Origin of the sequence: Sulfitobacter sp. HI0040 (genome assembly GCF_001634885.1) — a bacterium.
GTDB lineage: Bacteria > Pseudomonadota > Alphaproteobacteria > Rhodobacterales > Rhodobacteraceae > Sulfitobacter.
This window is the reverse complement of record NZ_LWEX01000364.1, coordinates 1-16,367: the sequence shown is the minus strand read 5'-3', so window position 1 is coordinate 16,367 and position 16,367 is coordinate 1. Positions and strand designations below refer to the sequence as shown.

Sequence of the window (16,367 nt, the reverse complement as noted above, 5' to 3'; positions counted from 1 at the left end):
CCGGGACCTCACCAACCAGGAGGCCCCGGATCAGGTCCGGGGCGGGAGAACGCAAAATGGCAAAGCAATACCTCAAGCGCGGCAAGTCAGAGACCGACCGTGCCGAAGACGACGCCAAGACCGCATCCGTGGTGGCTTCGACGCTGAAGGACATCGAGGCACGGGGTGACGACGCGGTCCGCGAACTGGCAGTGAAATTCGACAAGTACGATCGGGGAAGCTATCGCCTGACCGAAGGCGAGATCGCGGCGATCATTGCCAAAGTCAGCCCGCAGGACCTTGCGGACATCAAGTTCGCGCAGGCGCAGGTGACCAATTTCGCCCAAGCTCAGCGCGACTCGATGCTGGATATCGAGGTCGAGACGCTACCCGGCGTCATTCTGGGCCACAAGAATATCCCGGTACAATCGGTGGGCTGCTACGTGCCCGGCGGCAAGTTCCCTATGGTGGCCTCGGCGCATATGTCAGTGGCCACCGCCAAGGTCGCGGGTGTGCCGCGCATCGTCGCCTGCACGCCGCCTTTTGACGGCGAGCCGAACCCCGGCGTGATCGCCGCAATGCACCTCGGCGGCGCGGACGAGATTTATGTTCTCGGCGGCATCCAGGCGGTGGGCGCTATGGCGATCGGCACCGAGACAATCGACCCGGTGCACCTGCTCGTCGGTCCCGGCAACGCCTTCGTGGCCGAAGCCAAGCGCCAGCTCTTTGGTCGCGTCGGCATCGACCTGTTCGCCGGCCCGACCGAGACCATGGTCATCGCCGACGAGAGTGCCGCAGACGCCGAGCTTTGCGCCACCGACCTTTTGGGGCAGGCTGAACACGGCTATAACAGTCCTTGCGTGCTGCTCACCAATTCCGAGAAGCTGGCGCAGGAGACACTCTCCGAGATCGATCGCCTGCTTGGCATCCTGCCCACCGCCGACACCGCGAAAGTCAGTTGGGAGGATTACGGCGAGGTGATCGTCTGCCACACCTACGAAGAGATGCTTGAGGTGGCCGACGACATCGCCAGCGAGCACGTGCAGGTGATGACCGACCGCGACGACTGGTTCCTCGAGAACATGACCTGCTACGGCGCGCTGTTCCTCGGCCCGCGCACAAACGTGGCCAATGGCGACAAGGTGATCGGCACCAACCACACGCTGCCGACCAAGAAGGCAGGGCGCTATACCGGCGGGCTCTGGGTCGGCAAGTACCTGAAGACGCACAGCTATCAACAGGTCACCACGGACGAGGCCGCGGCCCGGATCGGCGCCTACGGCTCGCGACTCTGCCTGCTGGAGGGCTTTGTCGGCCACGCTGAGCAGTGCAACGTGCGGGTGCGGCGTTATGGCGGGGTGAACGTGCCTTACGGCGAGGCGGCATATCTGCCCGAAGCGGCGGAGTGAGTTGAGAGTGCGGGAACGAGGGGCCAGCTCGTCGTGCTACCCGAGATATTTTCGAACCAGAGAAGGACCGGACCCTTTCATGGATGTCCATAGCGCCAACAAGGACTTGATCGCGACGCTGCGGGCCGCGATGTATGATTTCGACGAGGCCACCGTGCGCAAGGCGCTGGCCGATGTCAGTACGTCCGACACATTGTTCCGCCTCTGTCATCCCTTCGGCGACAGCACCGGGCCGGAGGCGTTCTACAACACAGCCTATCGCGACCTGCTCGACGCATGGCCGGATCTGGAACGGCGCGATTACATCGTCATGGCGGGGCCGGATCAGGACGGCGCGAACTGGGTTGGCTGTGGTGGCTACTACACCGGAGTCTTCACCGGCCCGTGGCTCGATATTCCGCCGACCGGGCATCAGGTCACCGTGCGGTTCCACGAATTCTATCGCATCGAGGACGGCAAGGTCATTGAGGTGCAGGCGCTCTGGGACATCCCCGAAGTCATGATGCAGGCAGGCGTCTGGCCCATGGCACCATCGTTGGGGCTGGAATTCCACGTACCCGGACCGGCGACGCAGGATGGGCTCGTGCCGGGGCCGTTCGATGTGGATAAAGCGCGCGCGTCCCAACAGCACATCATCGACATGCTCGCCTGTCTGAAGAAATACCCCAGCCAGGGCGGACCGGAGGTCATGGAGCTTGAGCGCTACTGGCACCCGCGCATGAACTGGTATGGGCCGTCGGGCATCGGCACGGCGCGCGGCATCGCGGGCTTCCGCAACTGGCACCAGATCCCGTTCCTGACCGCCATGCCCGACCGGGGGCAGCATTCGGACGAGACGCACCACCATTTCTTCGGCGACGGCGCTTATGCCGGTGTGACCGGCTGGCCAAACATGGCACAGACGGTCAAGCATGGCGGCTGGCTGAGCATTGCGCCCTCGGACCGGAAGATAACCATGCGCAGCCTCGACTTCTGGCGGCTGGAAAACGGCCGCATCCGCGAAAACTGGGTACTGGTCGATCTGCTGCACGTCTATGACCAGCTGGGCGTCGACGTCTTCGCCCGGCTGCGCGAGTTCAACAAGGCCCGCAACATCGGGCGCATCACCATTCCGGACGGTATGAGCCAGTGACAGACCTGCCCCGCACCCCTTCCCTGCGCCTCGACGGCAAGCGCGCGCTGGTGACCGGCGCCTCCTCTGGCATCGGACAGGCTTGCGCGGCGGCACTGGCCGAGGCTGGTGCGCATGTGATCTGCGCAGCGCGAGGGGTGGAGCGGCTGCAAGACACTGTGCAGGCGATGCAGGCCGAAGGCTGGTCGGCCGAAGCGCTGGCGCTGGACATCGGCAATCTCGACACGATGACCGACGCGTTGGCGGGCCAAGAGCTCAATGTGGTGGTCAACTCCGCCGGGCTGGCACGCCACGGCCCGGCGCTGGAAACCACGGCGGAGGATTTCGACGCGGTGATGGGGGTGAACCTGCGGGCCGCCTACTTCCTGTCGATCGCGGCGGCGAAGTGCATGGCCGGGACCGGCGGCTCGATCATCCATATCAGCAGCCAGATGGGTCACGTCGGCGGTATCGACCGGGCGGTCTACTGCGCATCGAAACACGGGCTGGAAGGCATGATCAAGTCGATGGCGATCGAATGGGGTAAGCAGCAGATCCGTATCAACTCCATCTGCCCGACCTTCATCCGCACGCCATTGACCGCGCAGACCTTCGACAATCCTGAGCGCGTCGCCTGGCTCGAGGAGAAGATCAAGCTGGGCCGCGTCGGCGAGGTCGAGGACGTCATGGGGGCGGTGCTCTACCTGGCCTCGGACGCCTCATCTCTGGTCACCGGCACCTCCATGCTGATCGATGGAGGTTGGACGGCGGATTGATGGCAAGCGAACGCATCACATCCTTGCAGGTGGCGCATCGCGCCGGGGTCAGCCAGTCGGCGGTGAGCCGGGTGTTCACCCCCGGTGCCAGCGTGTCCAAGGCGACCCGTGAAAAGGTGATGCGTGCCGCGGAGGAGTTGGGCTACCGGCCCAACGTGCTGGCCCGCGCGATGATCACCGGCAGGAGCCGGATCATCGGACTGGTGGTGGCCTACCTGAACAACCAGTTCTATCCGGAAGTGGTCGAACGTCTATCGGTCGCGCTTCAGGACAAGGGCTATCACGTGCTGGTCTTCATCTCGCGCAACACGGCGGCGGATGTCCAGAAGGTGATGACCGAGATCCTCGACTATCAGGTGGACGGCATCGTGCTAGCCTCGGTCTCGATGTCGTCGGAATTGGCCAAGCGCTGCCATGAGCACGGCATCCCCGTGGTGCTGTTTAACCGCGTTCAGGACGATCCGGGGATGTCTTCGGTCGCCACCAACAACCACCTTGGCGGGCGGGCCATCGCGGCGCATTTCGTTGCCGCGGGACACAGGAAGATCGGCTATATCGCCGGCATGGAGCAGGCCTCGACACAGCGCGACCGCGAAGCGGGCTTTCGCGAAGGGCTGGAGGAGGCAGGGCTCTCACTGGCAGCGCGCGAACTGGGCAACTTCGAATATGGACAGGCCCGGGCAGCGGCGCTGGAGATGTTCGCCGGGCGCGAACACCCCGACGCGGTCTTTGTCTGCAACGACTACATGGCCTTTGCCGTGATGGACGTGATCCGGTCGAAGCTTGGGCTGCGCATTCCCGAGGATGTGGCGGTGGCCAGTTTCGACGACGTGCCCATTGCCGCCTGGCCCGCCTATGACCTGACCAGCTATCGCCAGCCGATCAACCGGCTGGTCGCCGGAACCGTGGACATCCTGATGCGCCGCATCGAGGACAGCGACGCGGCGCCCGAACACATTAAGCTGCCCGGCGAGTTGATGCCGCGCGGCTCGACCATCAACGCGGGAGACAGCTGAATGCGCGGATTTGACCCGAAGTGGCAGGACGTGCCGCACTACATCATCGGCATCACCAAGCAGATCTGGGAGGACCGTGAAATCGGCTCGCTACGGCACCTCTACGCCGACGGGCTGATCGTGCGCTCGCCCGCCTCGGTAGTGCAGGACAATACCAACGTGATCGCTGCCACAATGGCGACGCTGGCGGAGTTTCCCGACCGCGAGCTTCTGGGCGAAGACGTGATCTGGTGCGACGACCCGGAGGGCGCGACCGAGACCTCCGAGGCATACCTTTCCTCCCACCGGCTGATCTGCAGCGCGACGCACAGCCATCCGGGCATGTACGGCGCGCCCACCGGAAAACGCGTGACCTATCGCATTCTTGCCGACTGCGCGATCCGCGACGATGCGGTCTATGACGAATGGCTGGTGCGCGACCAGTCGGCCATCGTGGCGCAGATGGGCTTTGACCTAAAGGACTGGACCCGCGACCTGATCGCGCGCGAAGGCGGGGCCGATGCCTGCGTCAAGCCGATGACGCCCGCGACGGACGTAGCGGGCCCGTATGACCGGCACGGCAACCGCAACGAATGGGGGCAGCGCTATGCGGATGTGCTCCGCTCCATCATGGCCGCCGACATGGAGGTGATCCCGCGCGCCTACGACCGCGCCGTCAGCCTGCATTATCCCGGCGGGCAGGAGGGGCTAGGCTGGAGCGACGCCGATTTGTTCTGGATGGGGCTGCGCGCGGCCTTTCCGCATGCCGAGTTCAAGGTCGAACATGCGGTGGGCCGCGACGATCCGCTGATGCCGCCTCGTGCCGCGGTCCGCTGGAGCCTGCACGGCAAGCACTCCGGCTGGGGCCGCTTCGGCCGTCCGACCGGAGCCGAGGTCTACATCATGGGGATCAGCCACGCCGAGTTCGGCCCCTTCGCAGGCAACGGCCCTTGGGGCGAACCGACTGTGCGCCGCGAATTCACCCTGATCGACGAAACCGCGATCTGGAAACAGATCCTTCTGCAAACGGGTCAACACGAATGAAGGCTTTCTCGAACCGGTTCAAGGACCTGCCCGATTACATCCTGAAGATCACCCGCGAGATCTGGGAAGACCGCGGGCTCGCCACGCTGCATCATTACTATGGCAAGGACATCCCCATGCGCTTCCCCTCGGGGCTGGCACAGGGCAACGCCGGGGTGATCGACGGCACGCTGGCGACACTGTCGGAGTTTCCCGACCGGCAGTTGCTGGGTGAGGACGTGATCTGGTCCGAAGGGCCGGAAGACGGCCGCTATCTGTCCTCGCACCGCATCGTCACCACCGGCACCCACACCGGACATGGCGCCTTCGGTCCGCCCACCGGCAAGAGCTTCGTCATCCGGGTCATCGCCGACTGCGCCGCCAAGGCAGATGTGATCGACGACGAATGGCTGATCCGCGATGTCGGCGGCATCGCGCGCCAACTGGGCTGGGATCCGGCGGAATATGCCCGTTATCAGATCAAGGCCGAGGGTGGGCCGGAGACCTGCCGGCGCCCGTTCCACCCCGACCACGACGTTTCCGGGCCCTACTCCGGGCGCGGCAACGACAACGAATGGGGTGCGCGGCTGGGCGATATCCTGACCCGGATCATGGACAAGGACTTCACCGTCATCCGCGAGCAATACGACCGCGCCGTCCGGACCGAGCATTGGGGTGCACGCGGAGGCTGGTCCTACGACTTCGCCGAGACCGACTGGATGCGGCTGCGCTCGTCCTTTCCGACCGCGACGTTCGAAATCCATCACCAGATCGGCCGTTCCGATCCCGGCACGCCGAACCGTGCCGCGGTGCGCTGGTCGTTGACCGGCAAGCACTCGGGTCACGGTTTCTTCTACGCGCCCACGGGGGCAGAAGTTCATGTGATGGGTGCAACCCACGCAGAATGGGGCGAATGGGGCCTGCGGCGTGAGTTCACCATGATCGACGAAGTCGCCATCTGGAAACAGATCCACCTGCACACCGGCGCTCTAGAATGAACTCGATCACGTCGCTTCTGAGCGCACGGCACGGCTATCTGGCAAGCCTGCGCGCCCGCCGGTTGAACAACCGTCCTCCGGGACGCTGAGCAAATCCCATCCGATTTGTTCAATCGCCGCGGTCCGCATGGCCCGGCAACACGAAGGAAGATCCTGATGACCCAACACGAAATGACCGACCGCATCGTCCGCTACGGCGAACTCAAACCCTGCAAGACCGCCTTCATCGACGCCCACACGCCGGGCAGCGATCAGAAGGAGAACTTCACCATCATCGGCGGTGGCGTCTCCGAATCTGCCGACCAGCACGTCCACATCACCATTCCCCACGGCTTTAACGTCGGCGCGGCCGGGCAGCCGCCGCATTGCCGCAACTCGCTGCACAACCACCGCACCGCGGAGGTGTTCTTTGTCCTGTCCGGCCGCTGGCGCTTCTTCTGGGGTGAAAAGGGCGACGCGGGCGAGGTCATCCTCGAAGAGGGCGACATCATCAACATCCCCACCAACATCTTCCGCGGGTTCGAGAACGTTGGCACCGATTACGGAATGATCATGGCGATCCTCGGCGGCGACGATGCCGGCGGCGGCGTGACCTGGGCGCCGCATGTGATTGAAGACGCAAAGGCGCACGGGCTGATCCTCGGGGACAACGGCAAGCTCTACGACAGCAAGAAGGGGGAAAGCCTTCCCGAGGGCGTGAAACCGATGCCGCTACTAACGCAGAAAGAGCTCGCCAAGGTCGATCGCCCCACCGGGGCCGACGTGGTTGGCGGTCACGTCCGTCGCTACCTGGACATGGTGGCGCTGTCGAACGACGGCCCGGTCAAGGTGATCGGCGAGACCGGCATCATGCGCGACAAGCCGGGGTTCGAGGTCGACTTCCTGACCCGTGCCAATGCGCCCGACGAGATGCACACGCATGACAAGCCGTCGGTACTGATGCCGGTCAGGGGCCATTGGCGCGTCGACTGGGACGGCGGCAGCACCACGCTCGCACCCGGCGATACCATGAGCATCCCGGAGGGGCTGCGTCACAGTGCGGAGCCTTCGATGACGGGCGAGGCCGCGCTCTACCGCGTCATCGCCACCGACGATCCCGCCGGCCCGACCTGGCGCGGCTGATGAGCGCCACCGATCCCGAAACCACGCGCGCCGTCTATGACGCCGAGGCCGCTGCATTCGATGCGCAGCAGTCCCGGCCGCTGTTCGAGGCGCGCTGGCTAGCGCGTTTTGCGGCCGGCCTGCCTGCAGCCGGCCATGTGCTCGACCTCGGCTGCGGCGCGGGCGAGCACATCGCGCGCTGGTTTATGGCCGAAGGCTTTCGGCTGACGGGGGTGGATGTCGCCCCCGCCATGCTGGACATCACCCTGCGCTGCTGGCCGGAGGTGGATTGGTACGAGGCCGACATGCGCAGCCTCGACCTCGGGCAGCGTTTCGACGGCATCGTAGTCTGGGACAGCCTGTATCACCTAACATCTGACGACCAGCGCCGCACGCTTTCCCGTATCGCGGACCATCTGCGCTCCGGGGGAACCCTGCTCGCCACGGTCGCCCCCGGGCAGGCGAGGCTGAAGGTCAGGTGGCAGACCGGACCGTCTATCACGCCAGCCTGTCGCCGGCCGGATACGCACAGCTGCTGGAGGACCACGGCCTGCGGCTCACCGGCTTTCTTGCGGAAGACCCCGAGTGCAACAACGACAGCGTGCTGATGGCGCGCAAGGAGGAATGACCATGCCCATCAAGACAACCCACGTCGGTTCCCTGCCACGCAACCAGAAGGTCGTCGACTTCATCTTCGCGCGCGAAAACGGCGAGGACTACGATGCAAATGCCTTCGACGCCGCCATGACCCAGGCAGTGAGCGAAACCATCCGCAAACAAGCCGAAGCGGGCATCGATATCGTCTCGGATGGCGAGACATCGAAGATCTCCTACGCCACGTACGTCAAGGACCGCTACACCGGCTTCGGCGGCGACAGCCCGCGCAATGCACCAGCGGATCTGAAGCGCTTTCCCTCCTTCCTCAAACGCATCGCCGACGAGGGTGGCACACCGCAATATGCGCGGCCGATGTGCGTGGGCGAGGTCAAATCCAAAGGTCAGGGCGAGCTGGAAAAGGACATTGCCAACCTCAAGGCGGCGATGGACGCGCATGGGGTCGAACGCGGCTTCATGAACGCGGCGTCACCCGGCGTGATCTCGCTGTTCCTGCAGAACGATTTCTACAAGACGCGCGAGGCCTATCTGGCCGCGCTGGCCGATGCATTGAAGGCGGAATACGAGACCATCGTCGCCTCCGGCCTCGACCTGCAACTCGACTGCCCCGACCTCGCGCTCAGTCGTCACATGCTGTTCAACGACCTCAGCGACGCCGAGTTCGTTAAGGTCGCGGCCAGCCATGTGGAGGCGCTCAACCATGCGCTCTCGGATGTGCCGCAGGACAAGGTGCGCATCCACATCTGCTGGGGCAATTACGAGGGGCCGCATGTCTGCGACATTCCAATGGCCAAGATGTTCGACACGCTGATGTCGGCCAAGGCGCGCTATGTGCTGTTCGAAACGTCGAACCCGCGCCACGGCCACGAATGGACGGTGTTTCGTGACCGCAAGGGTGACATCCCCGACGACAAGGTGCTGGTGCCCGGCGTGGTCGACACCACTACCAACTTCGTCGAACATCCCGAACTGGTGGCTCAGCGCATCGCGCGGTTCACTGATATTGTCGGGGCCGAGCGGGTGATCGCCGGGTCGGATTGCGGCTTCGGCACCTTCGCGGGCTACGGCGCGGTCGATCCCGAGATCGCCTATGCCAAGCTGGGCGCTCTGGCCGAGGGGGCAAGGACCGCCTCATGATGCCGCTTGTCCTATTGCCCGGCATGATGTGCGACGCCCGGGTTTACGCGCCGCAGATCGCCGCACTGTCCGGCACCCGCACCGTGCATTGCGCGCCCATCAGCGCGCATGACACGACGGAAGCGCTCGCCGCGGAGGTGCTGGATCAGGCCTCGCCCCGTTTCGCCCTGGCGGGTCTCAGCATGGGCGGCATCGTCGCCATGGAGATGCAGCGGCAGGCACCGGGCCGCGTGGCCGGGCTGGCGCTGCTCGACACCAATCCGAAGGCCGAGACCGACGAGGTACGCGCTCGCCGCCGGCCGCAGATGGATAAGGTCCGCGATGGCCAGCTGGCGCTGGTGATGCGGGACGAGATGAAACCCAATTACCTGACCGACGGGCCGCAACGGGCCGAGATTCTCGACCTGTGCATGGAGATGGCGCTGTCGCTGGGCGAGAAGGTCTTTCTCAACCAGTCGCGCGCACTGGCCCACCGCCCCGATCAACAGGACACGCTGCGCGGCTATGACGGTCCGGCTCTGGTGCTCTGCGGGCGCGACGACGCGCTCTGCACGGTGGCGCGGCACGAACTGATGCACGACCTGATCGCCGGCAGCACCCTGCGCGTCATCGACGGCGCGGGGCATCTGCCGACCCTTGAACAACCTGACGAGACCACTGCCGCCCTCGCGGCCTGGCTGGAGCAAACCGATGGACTATAAACTTCTGACACTCTTGCGCAGCGTCGACACGCCGACCGTCTGCAATGCCATCGAGGTGGCGCAAGGCCAGCGCGGTTTCAACGATTTCACCCGCGGCACGATGCTGTGCTCCGACCCCGAGGCGCCCCCGGTCGTGGGCTATGCGGTGACCGCGAAAATCTCGGCTCTGGCCCCGCCGACCGAGCCCGCGGAGGTGATCCGCACCCGCCGCATGGCCTATTACAAGGCGATGGCCGAGGGCCCCAAACCCTCGGTCGCGGTGGTCGAGGACGTGGACGCTCCCGGCTGCATCGGCGCCTACTGGGGGGAGGTCAACACCACCGTCCACAAGGGCTTCGGCGTGTCCGGTGCACTGACCAACGGCGTGATGCGCGACCTCGGCGACCTTGCGCCGGAGTTTCCGATCATCGCCGGATCGATCGGTCCGAGCCATGGCTTCGTGCATGTCACCGAACTGGACACTCCCGTGACGGTCTTCGGCCTCACTGTGCGACCGGGAGACCTCGTCCACGCCGACCGTCATGGCGCAGTCGTGATCCCGGCGGACATTGTCGACCGGCTCGCAGCAGCGATTGACAAGATGCAGAGCACCGAACATCTGGTGCTGGGTCCGGCACGCGAAGAAGGTTTCGATTTCGACAAGTTCGAAGCTGCCTGGACCGCGTTCGAGAAAGCTCGGACCTGAGACCGTGTCCGGGCGCGGCGCGGCGTGTCCTGATAGACAGCTATCTCGCACCGCTGGTCATCGTGTCGATGGGCGATGACGTCGGCTACACCTAAGAAATTTTCAAGCCGCTGCACTTTTCGACCTCGAACGGCTTCGCCGTCATCTCCCGCGCTGACGAGGACCGTTGGAGCGATCTCGACTCGCTGCTGACCTACCTTCTTGTTGCCGTCGTGGTCGGCGTCTTCGCCCTGCCCGAGAAGTTCACTGAGATCGAACAGGGTGCGCTCAACGCCCGCAAAGAATATCGGGTTCCGTCGCAAAGTTTTCTCTCGGTCAGGACGATGCTGCCAACGCTCACCGATAGACCATCGCCGTGAAGTTTGCGACAGAACCCACCAATGTCAACGTTTCGCTTCATGGTTTCCCCCGAAAACAAAAAGGCCTCATGCGCACTGGTGAGTGCGACATGAGGCCTGATTGCCATGCGGATCTATCCACTTTGTAGATTTGATAACTCGACGGATGCCGCCTGTCGAGAAAAAATGAGACTTTTGAAATTAAGTGCCGAAAAGGGCTCGATTTTGGTTCGAATGTTTCCCCAGGACCTGGGTCAGGTGCTGGCCGACACCCTAAACCGCCACACCCTTCGCGTCGAAGAGGATCTGATCGCCTGCGTCCCAGCCTAGCCCGACGCTGGCGCCTTCCTCGGGCTGCAATTCTCCCGCGCTCTGCCGCACCGTCGCCATCGTGCCGTCCGGCAGGGCCACATGCACCAGCGTCTCGGCCCCCAACGCTTCGGCGTATTTCACTTCCGCCGTCAGGCGCGGATCGGTGGGCGTGATCCGCATGTGCTCCGGTCGAACCCCCAGCCGCGCGGCGCCGGGCGCGACCTCTCCCGCAACGTCCAGCGGCAGGAAGTTCATCGGCGGCGAGCCGATGAAGCTTGCCACGAATTCCGTCCTCGGGTTGGCGTAGACCTCCAGCGGGGGTCCGATCTGGTCGGCGACGCCTGCATTCATCACGATCATCCGGTCGGCCAGCGTCATCGCCTCCACCTGGTCATGCGTGACATAGAGCGATGTGACTCCCAGCCGCCGTTGCAGCTGCTTGATCTCCAGCCGCATCTGAACCCGCAGCTTGGCGTCGAGGTTCGACAGCGGTTCGTCGAACAAAAATACCGCAGGTTTGCGCACGATGGCCCGACCCATGGCCACCCGCTGCCGCTGCCCGCCCGACAGCTCGCGCGGCCGCCGGTCGAGGTAGGGTTCGAGCTGCAACAGCTTTGCCGCCTCCCCTACCCTCGTGGCGATCTCGGCCTTGGACCTGCCCGCGATCTTCAGCCCGTAGGCCATGTTGTCGAAGACCGACATATGGGGATAGAGCGCGTAGTTCTGGAACACCATGGCGATGTCCCGGTCCATCGGCTCGCGCTCGTTCACCCGTTGCCCGCCGATCCGTACCTCGCCCGAAGTCACGGTCTCCAGCCCCGCAACCATACGCAAAAGCGTTGACTTGCCGCAGCCTGACGGGCCGACGATCACCACGAATTCCCCGTCGGCGATGTCGATATCCACGCCGTGGATCACCTCCGTGCTGCCGAAGGTCTTGCGGATGTCTGTCAGGGTGACGGTCGCCATGGATTACTTCTCACTGTCTACAAGGCCGCGGATGAAGAGCTTCTGCATCGAGATCACGACCACCACGGGCGGTATCATCGCGAGGATCGAGGTCGCCATGATCACCGGCCAGTCGGCCAGATCATCACCGCTCGGGAACATCTGTTTGATGCCCATGACGATGGTGTTCATCGACGGATCGGTGGTGATCAGCAGCGGCCAGAGGTACTGGTTCCAGCCGTAGATGAACAGGATCACGAAAAGCGCCGCGATGTTGGTCCGGCTCATCGGCAGCAGAATGTCCCAGAAAAACCGCATGGGCCCGGCCCCGTCCACCCGCGCGGCTTCGGCCAGTTCGTCCGGCACGGTCATGAAGAACTGCCGGAACAGGAAGGTTGCCGTGGCGCTGGCGATCAGCGGAAAGATCAGGCCGGAATAGCTGTTGAGCATGCCAAAGCCCGCGACCACCTCGAAGGTCGGCACGATGCGCACCTCCACCGGCAGCATCAGTGTCAGGAAGATCAGCCAGAAGAACAGCCGCCGCCCCGGAAACCTGAAATAGACGATCGCGAAGGCCGAGAGCAGCGAGATCACGATTTTGCCGAAGGCAATTCCCAGCGCCATGAAAAGCGAGTTCAACATCATCAGCGCCACCGGCGCGTTGATGCCCGACACCAGCGCCTTGCGGTAGTTCTCGAAAAACTGGTCGCCGGGCAGCAGGGGCATGGGCGGGCGCACGATCTCCGGCTGGGTCACGGTCGAGGCGACGAAGGCCAGCCAGATCGGGAAGAAGATGAAGAACAGCCCGATGATCAGGCCGAGATGGGTCATCCAGTACCCCGCCCCGCGCCGCTCCACCATGCCCTCGGGCGGGGTGCGACCGGACTTCAGCGGCGGGGTCGTCACCACAAGTGCGTCACGGGCGGTCAATAGTGCACCCTCCGCTCGATGAACTTGAACTGAATGATGGTCAGCGCGCCCACGATCAGCAGCAGGATCACGGATTGCGCGGCGGAGGACCCGAGGTCCTGCCCCACGAAGCCGTCACTGTAGACCTTGTAGACGAGGATCGTGGTCGATTGCTGTGGCCCCCCGCTCGTGATGGTGTGGATGACGCCGAAGGTCTCGAAAAAGGCATAGACAACATTTACCACCAGCAGGAAGAAAGTCGTGGGCGACAGCAGCGGCCAGACGATGGTGCGGAAGCGTGTCCAGAAATGCGCCCCGTCAATCGCCGCCGCCTCGATCACGCTGCGCGGAATGGCCTGCAGCCCGGCGAGGAAGAACAGGAAGTTGTAGCTGATCCGCCCCCAGGCCGAGGCGACGACAACGAGGCCCATCGCCTCCCCCCCGTTCAGCACATGGTTCCAGTCGTAGCCCAGTGTGCCGAGATACCATGTCACGATGCCCACGCGGGTGTTGAACATGAACAGCCACAGCACCCCCGCCACCGCCGGTGCGATGGCATAGGGCCAGATCAGCAGCGTTCTGTAGACGCCCGAGCCCTTGATCAGCCGGTCGGCCAACACCGCGAGATAAAGCGCGACGCCCATCGACACCAGCGTCACCAGTACCGAGAAGATGGCCGTGGTGACGAAGGAGGCACGGTAATAGGAGTTCGTCAGCAGGTATTCGAAATTCCCCAGCCCCACGAACTGCATCGACAGCCCAAAGGGATCGGGAATGAACAGCGACTGCCAGACCGCCTGCCCCGCCGGGTAGAAGAAGAACACCGCCGTGATGAACATTTGCGGCAGGACCAGCAGCAGTGGCAGCCAGATGCCCTTGAAGGTGACGCGCTTTTCCATCACCGCGCCGCCGCTTCGCCCGCCGTGCGGCCGGGTCGCACCATGCGAGAAAGGAGTGGTGCCCTAACGGTCAAGGTTTCCATCTCGATCTCCGATCAGCGGGCGGCCTGTGCCCGCAAGCAAGTGGAAGTGGGGCGCTTTGCATTTACCTCGTCCGGATATGAGGCTCGGAATGCCGGGTTCTTCGAGATGTTGGATGCCAGAGCGCAAGAACCGACGGAGGGCCGTACGACAATTGCCCAGATGGCAGATGATATGATCTGCAAGAAGAGGGCGACGCTTGATTTCCCCGGCCGACGGAGAAGGCGCCGTGAAGGCGCCCTCCCCTATCCTTCAGCGGCTGGCTTGCTCGAAGCGGCGCAGCAATTCGTTGCCGCGTTCCACCGCTGTGTCCAGCGCCGCCTGGGCGTCCTTGTCCCCTGCCCAGACCGCTTCCAGCTCTTCGTCGATGATAGTGCGGATCTGGTCGAAGTTGCCGAGGCGCAGGCCCTTGGAATTTGCCGTCGGCTCCTTCGCCGTCATCTGCTTCACCGCGACGTCGGTGCCCGGGTTCTCGTCATAGAACCCCTGCTCGCGGGTCAGATCCGCGGCGGCCGAGGTGATCGGCAGGTAGCCGGTATCCTGATGCCATTGCGCCTGAACCTCGGGGCTGGAAAGGTAGTTCAGGAAGGCCGCGACGCCCTCGTACTCCTCTTCCGTCTGCCCTTCCATTACCCAGAGCGAGGCACCGCCGATGATCGTGTTCTGCGGCGCTGCGTCCACATCCGACCAGACCGGCAGCGGGCGTACGTCGAAGTCGAACGTGGCCTCGTTCTTGATCCCGGCGTAACCGGCCGAGCTTTCGGTAAAGAGCGCACATTCGCCCGCGCGAAAGTTTGCCCCGCCCTCGTTGCGACGCCCGGCATAGATGAACTTGCCGTCCTGAGCCCAGTCACCCAGCGTCTGGATGTGCTTGACCTGCAGATCGCTGTTGAAGGCGAGCTCCGTGTCCAGCCCGTCGAACCCGTTCGACTGCGTGGCGAATGGCACGTCATGATAGGCCGACAGGTTCTCCAGGTGGATCCAGCTCTGCCAGGCTGTCGTCATCGGACAGGTGGAGCCCGCATCCTTCAGCTGCGTCAGCACCTCACCCACATTCTCCCAGGTCGACAGATCCGTGTCGGGATCGACCCCGGCCTCTTCCAGCGCATCGCGGTTGACCCAGAGCACCGGGGTGGAGGAGTTGAACGGCAGCGAGAGCATGTCGCCCTCGCTCGAGGTATAATATCCTTTCACCGCCCCGATATAGCTATCGGGATCGAACGCTGCCCCCGCGTCTTCCATCACCTCGTAGACCGGCTTTACCGCGCCCTTGGCACCCATCATGGTGGCGGTTCCAACCTCGAAGACCATCAGGATGTCCGGTTGTTCGCCCGCGCGGAAAGCAGCGATGCCCGCGTTCAGCGTTTCGGAATAGTTGCCCTTGTTGGTGGCCGTTACCTTGTAGTCCGACTGCATCTCGTTGAAGTCGGCGACCTGGGCATCCACCAGCTCTCCCAGCCGGCCGGTGAAGGCGTGCCAGAACTCGATCTCGGTCTGTGCGGCGGCGGGCCCTGCCACCAGCATCGCCGCCACCGAGGCGTGCAGCAAATTCTTCGTCATCTTGAGATCCCCCCAGAGTTTTAAAATTGCCTATTATTGAGGCAGCTTATCCATCGTTGGCTGCGCAAGGCAAGCTCTGCATTTCAGGAGCGTGTAACGGGATGATGACGGTGCCCAAGATTTTGTGCGCAATGAAAGACGCCCGAAAGGCTTGGCCCGTTGAGGCCGTGGCGTCCGGCATGACTACGTGGCCTGACGTTCAAGCGCTTCCGAGCCCGCTTTGGCAAGGCCGCCGATGTTTGAAAGATGTTCGATCACCTCCGCCACGCCAACGCCCCCGCGGAGTGAGCAGAACACCGTGGGCAGGGAGGGTCGCATGCGGGCGCTGTCGCGCTTCATGACATCCAGTGAGGCGCCTACATGCGGGGCCAGATCGGTCTTGTTGATGATCAGCACATCCGACCGGGTGATCGCCGGGCCGCCCTTGCGGGGGATTTCTTCGCCTGCCGCGACGTCGATCACGTAGAGCGTTACATCCGCCAGTTCCGGGCTGAACGTCGCGGACAGGTTGTCGCCCCCGCTTTCGATCAGAACGATCTCTAATTCGGGATGTCGCTTCACCATCTCCGCAACGGCGGCCAGATTGATGGAGGCATCTTCCCGGATCGCGGTATGCGGGCAGCCGCCGGTTTCCACGCCGATGATGCGGCTTTGCGGCAGGATCTGCAGCCGCATCAGGGCTTCGGCGTCTTCCTGAGTGTAGATGTCGTTGGTGATGACACCGATGGAATAGCTATCCTGGAGGGCACGGGCCAGCGCCGCTGTCAGGGTGGTTTTACCCGCGCCTACG

16 protein-coding genes are annotated in these 16,367 nt (G+C 63.9%); 11 read left to right on the top strand and 5 right to left on the bottom strand.

The features are described 5' to 3' along the window. Positions 1-56 precede the first annotated feature (56 nt). The 11 genes from hisD to A3728_RS15600 all read left to right on the top strand — a co-directional run bounded on the left by hisD (position 57) and on the right by A3728_RS15600 (position 10,530). Positions 57-1,388 carry a histidinol dehydrogenase gene (gene hisD, locus A3728_RS15650; RefSeq protein WP_067925656.1) on the top strand — a complete coding sequence of 444 codons (1,332 nt, stop codon included), beginning with the start codon at positions 57-59 and terminating at the stop codon, positions 1,386-1,388. 79 nt (positions 1,389-1,467) lie between these two features. Beyond that, a complete protein-coding gene (locus A3728_RS15645; protein ID WP_067925653.1) occupies positions 1,468-2,520 on the top strand; it encodes an ester cyclase in 1,053 nt (350 codons plus the stop codon). Then, positions 2,517-3,275 carry an SDR family NAD(P)-dependent oxidoreductase gene (locus A3728_RS15640; RefSeq protein ID WP_067925650.1) on the top strand — a complete coding sequence of 253 codons (759 nt, stop codon included), beginning with the start codon at positions 2,517-2,519 and terminating at the stop codon, positions 3,273-3,275. The genes A3728_RS15645 and A3728_RS15640 overlap by 4 nt, the downstream gene beginning before the upstream one ends. Then, positions 3,275-4,291, top strand: a complete 1,017-nt coding sequence (locus A3728_RS15635; RefSeq protein ID WP_067925647.1) for a LacI family DNA-binding transcriptional regulator — start codon at positions 3,275-3,277, stop codon at positions 4,289-4,291. The genes A3728_RS15640 and A3728_RS15635 overlap by 1 nt, the downstream gene beginning before the upstream one ends. Then, entirely contained in the window at positions 4,292-5,314 is a 1,023-nt protein-coding gene (locus A3728_RS15630) for a nuclear transport factor 2 family protein (RefSeq protein WP_067925645.1), read from the top strand. Further along, positions 5,311-6,291 (top strand): nuclear transport factor 2 family protein, encoded by a 981-nt coding sequence (locus tag A3728_RS15625; protein ID WP_067925642.1) that lies wholly within the window; start codon positions 5,311-5,313, stop codon positions 6,289-6,291. Before A3728_RS15630 ends, A3728_RS15625 begins: the two co-directional genes overlap by 4 nt. Positions 6,292-6,447: 156 nt before the next feature. Beyond that, positions 6,448-7,413 (top strand): cupin domain-containing protein, encoded by a 966-nt coding sequence (locus A3728_RS15620; protein ID WP_067925639.1) that lies wholly within the window; start codon positions 6,448-6,450, stop codon positions 7,411-7,413. After that, entirely contained in the window at positions 7,413-8,000 is a 588-nt protein-coding gene (locus A3728_RS15615; RefSeq protein WP_082850961.1) for a class I SAM-dependent methyltransferase, read from the top strand. The genes A3728_RS15620 and A3728_RS15615 overlap by 1 nt, the downstream gene beginning before the upstream one ends. Before the next feature lie 22 nt (positions 8,001-8,022). Continuing rightward, positions 8,023-9,144: a cobalamin-independent methionine synthase II family protein gene (locus A3728_RS15610; RefSeq protein WP_443069043.1), complete on the top strand. Its 1,122-nt coding sequence runs from the start codon at positions 8,023-8,025 to the stop codon at positions 9,142-9,144. Continuing rightward, positions 9,141-9,845 (top strand): alpha/beta fold hydrolase, encoded by a 705-nt coding sequence (locus A3728_RS15605; RefSeq protein ID WP_067925632.1) that lies wholly within the window; start codon positions 9,141-9,143, stop codon positions 9,843-9,845. Before A3728_RS15610 ends, A3728_RS15605 begins: the two co-directional genes overlap by 4 nt. Continuing rightward, positions 9,835-10,530: an RraA family protein gene (locus tag A3728_RS15600; RefSeq protein ID WP_067925628.1), complete on the top strand. Its 696-nt coding sequence runs from the start codon at positions 9,835-9,837 to the stop codon at positions 10,528-10,530. The genes A3728_RS15605 and A3728_RS15600 overlap by 11 nt, the downstream gene beginning before the upstream one ends. A 611-nt stretch (positions 10,531-11,141) precedes the next feature. Here the strand turns inward: A3728_RS15600 and ugpC are convergent. From ugpC to ureG, 5 genes are all read right to left on the bottom strand, one after another. Continuing rightward, positions 11,142-12,149, bottom strand: a complete 1,008-nt coding sequence (gene ugpC / locus A3728_RS15595; protein ID WP_067925624.1) for a sn-glycerol-3-phosphate ABC transporter ATP-binding protein UgpC — start codon at positions 12,147-12,149, stop codon at positions 11,142-11,144. A gap of 3 nt (positions 12,150-12,152) precedes the next feature. Continuing rightward, a complete protein-coding gene (gene ugpE / locus A3728_RS15590) occupies positions 12,153-12,989 on the bottom strand; it encodes a sn-glycerol-3-phosphate ABC transporter permease UgpE (RefSeq protein WP_067925659.1) in 837 nt (278 codons plus the stop codon). A gap of 65 nt (positions 12,990-13,054) precedes the next feature. Next, a complete protein-coding gene (gene ugpA, locus A3728_RS15585; RefSeq protein WP_067925621.1) occupies positions 13,055-13,936 on the bottom strand; it encodes a sn-glycerol-3-phosphate ABC transporter permease UgpA in 882 nt (293 codons plus the stop codon). Between the two features lie 333 nt (positions 13,937-14,269). Then, on the bottom strand, positions 14,270-15,577 hold the full coding sequence (ugpB, locus tag A3728_RS15580) for a sn-glycerol-3-phosphate ABC transporter substrate-binding protein UgpB (protein ID WP_067925618.1): 1,308 nt from the start codon (positions 15,575-15,577) through the stop codon (positions 14,270-14,272). Positions 15,578-15,760: 183 nt separating this feature from the next. After that, a partial coding sequence (ureG, locus tag A3728_RS15575) for an urease accessory protein UreG (RefSeq protein ID WP_067925615.1) occupies positions 15,761-16,367 on the bottom strand: 607 nt, incomplete at its 5' end.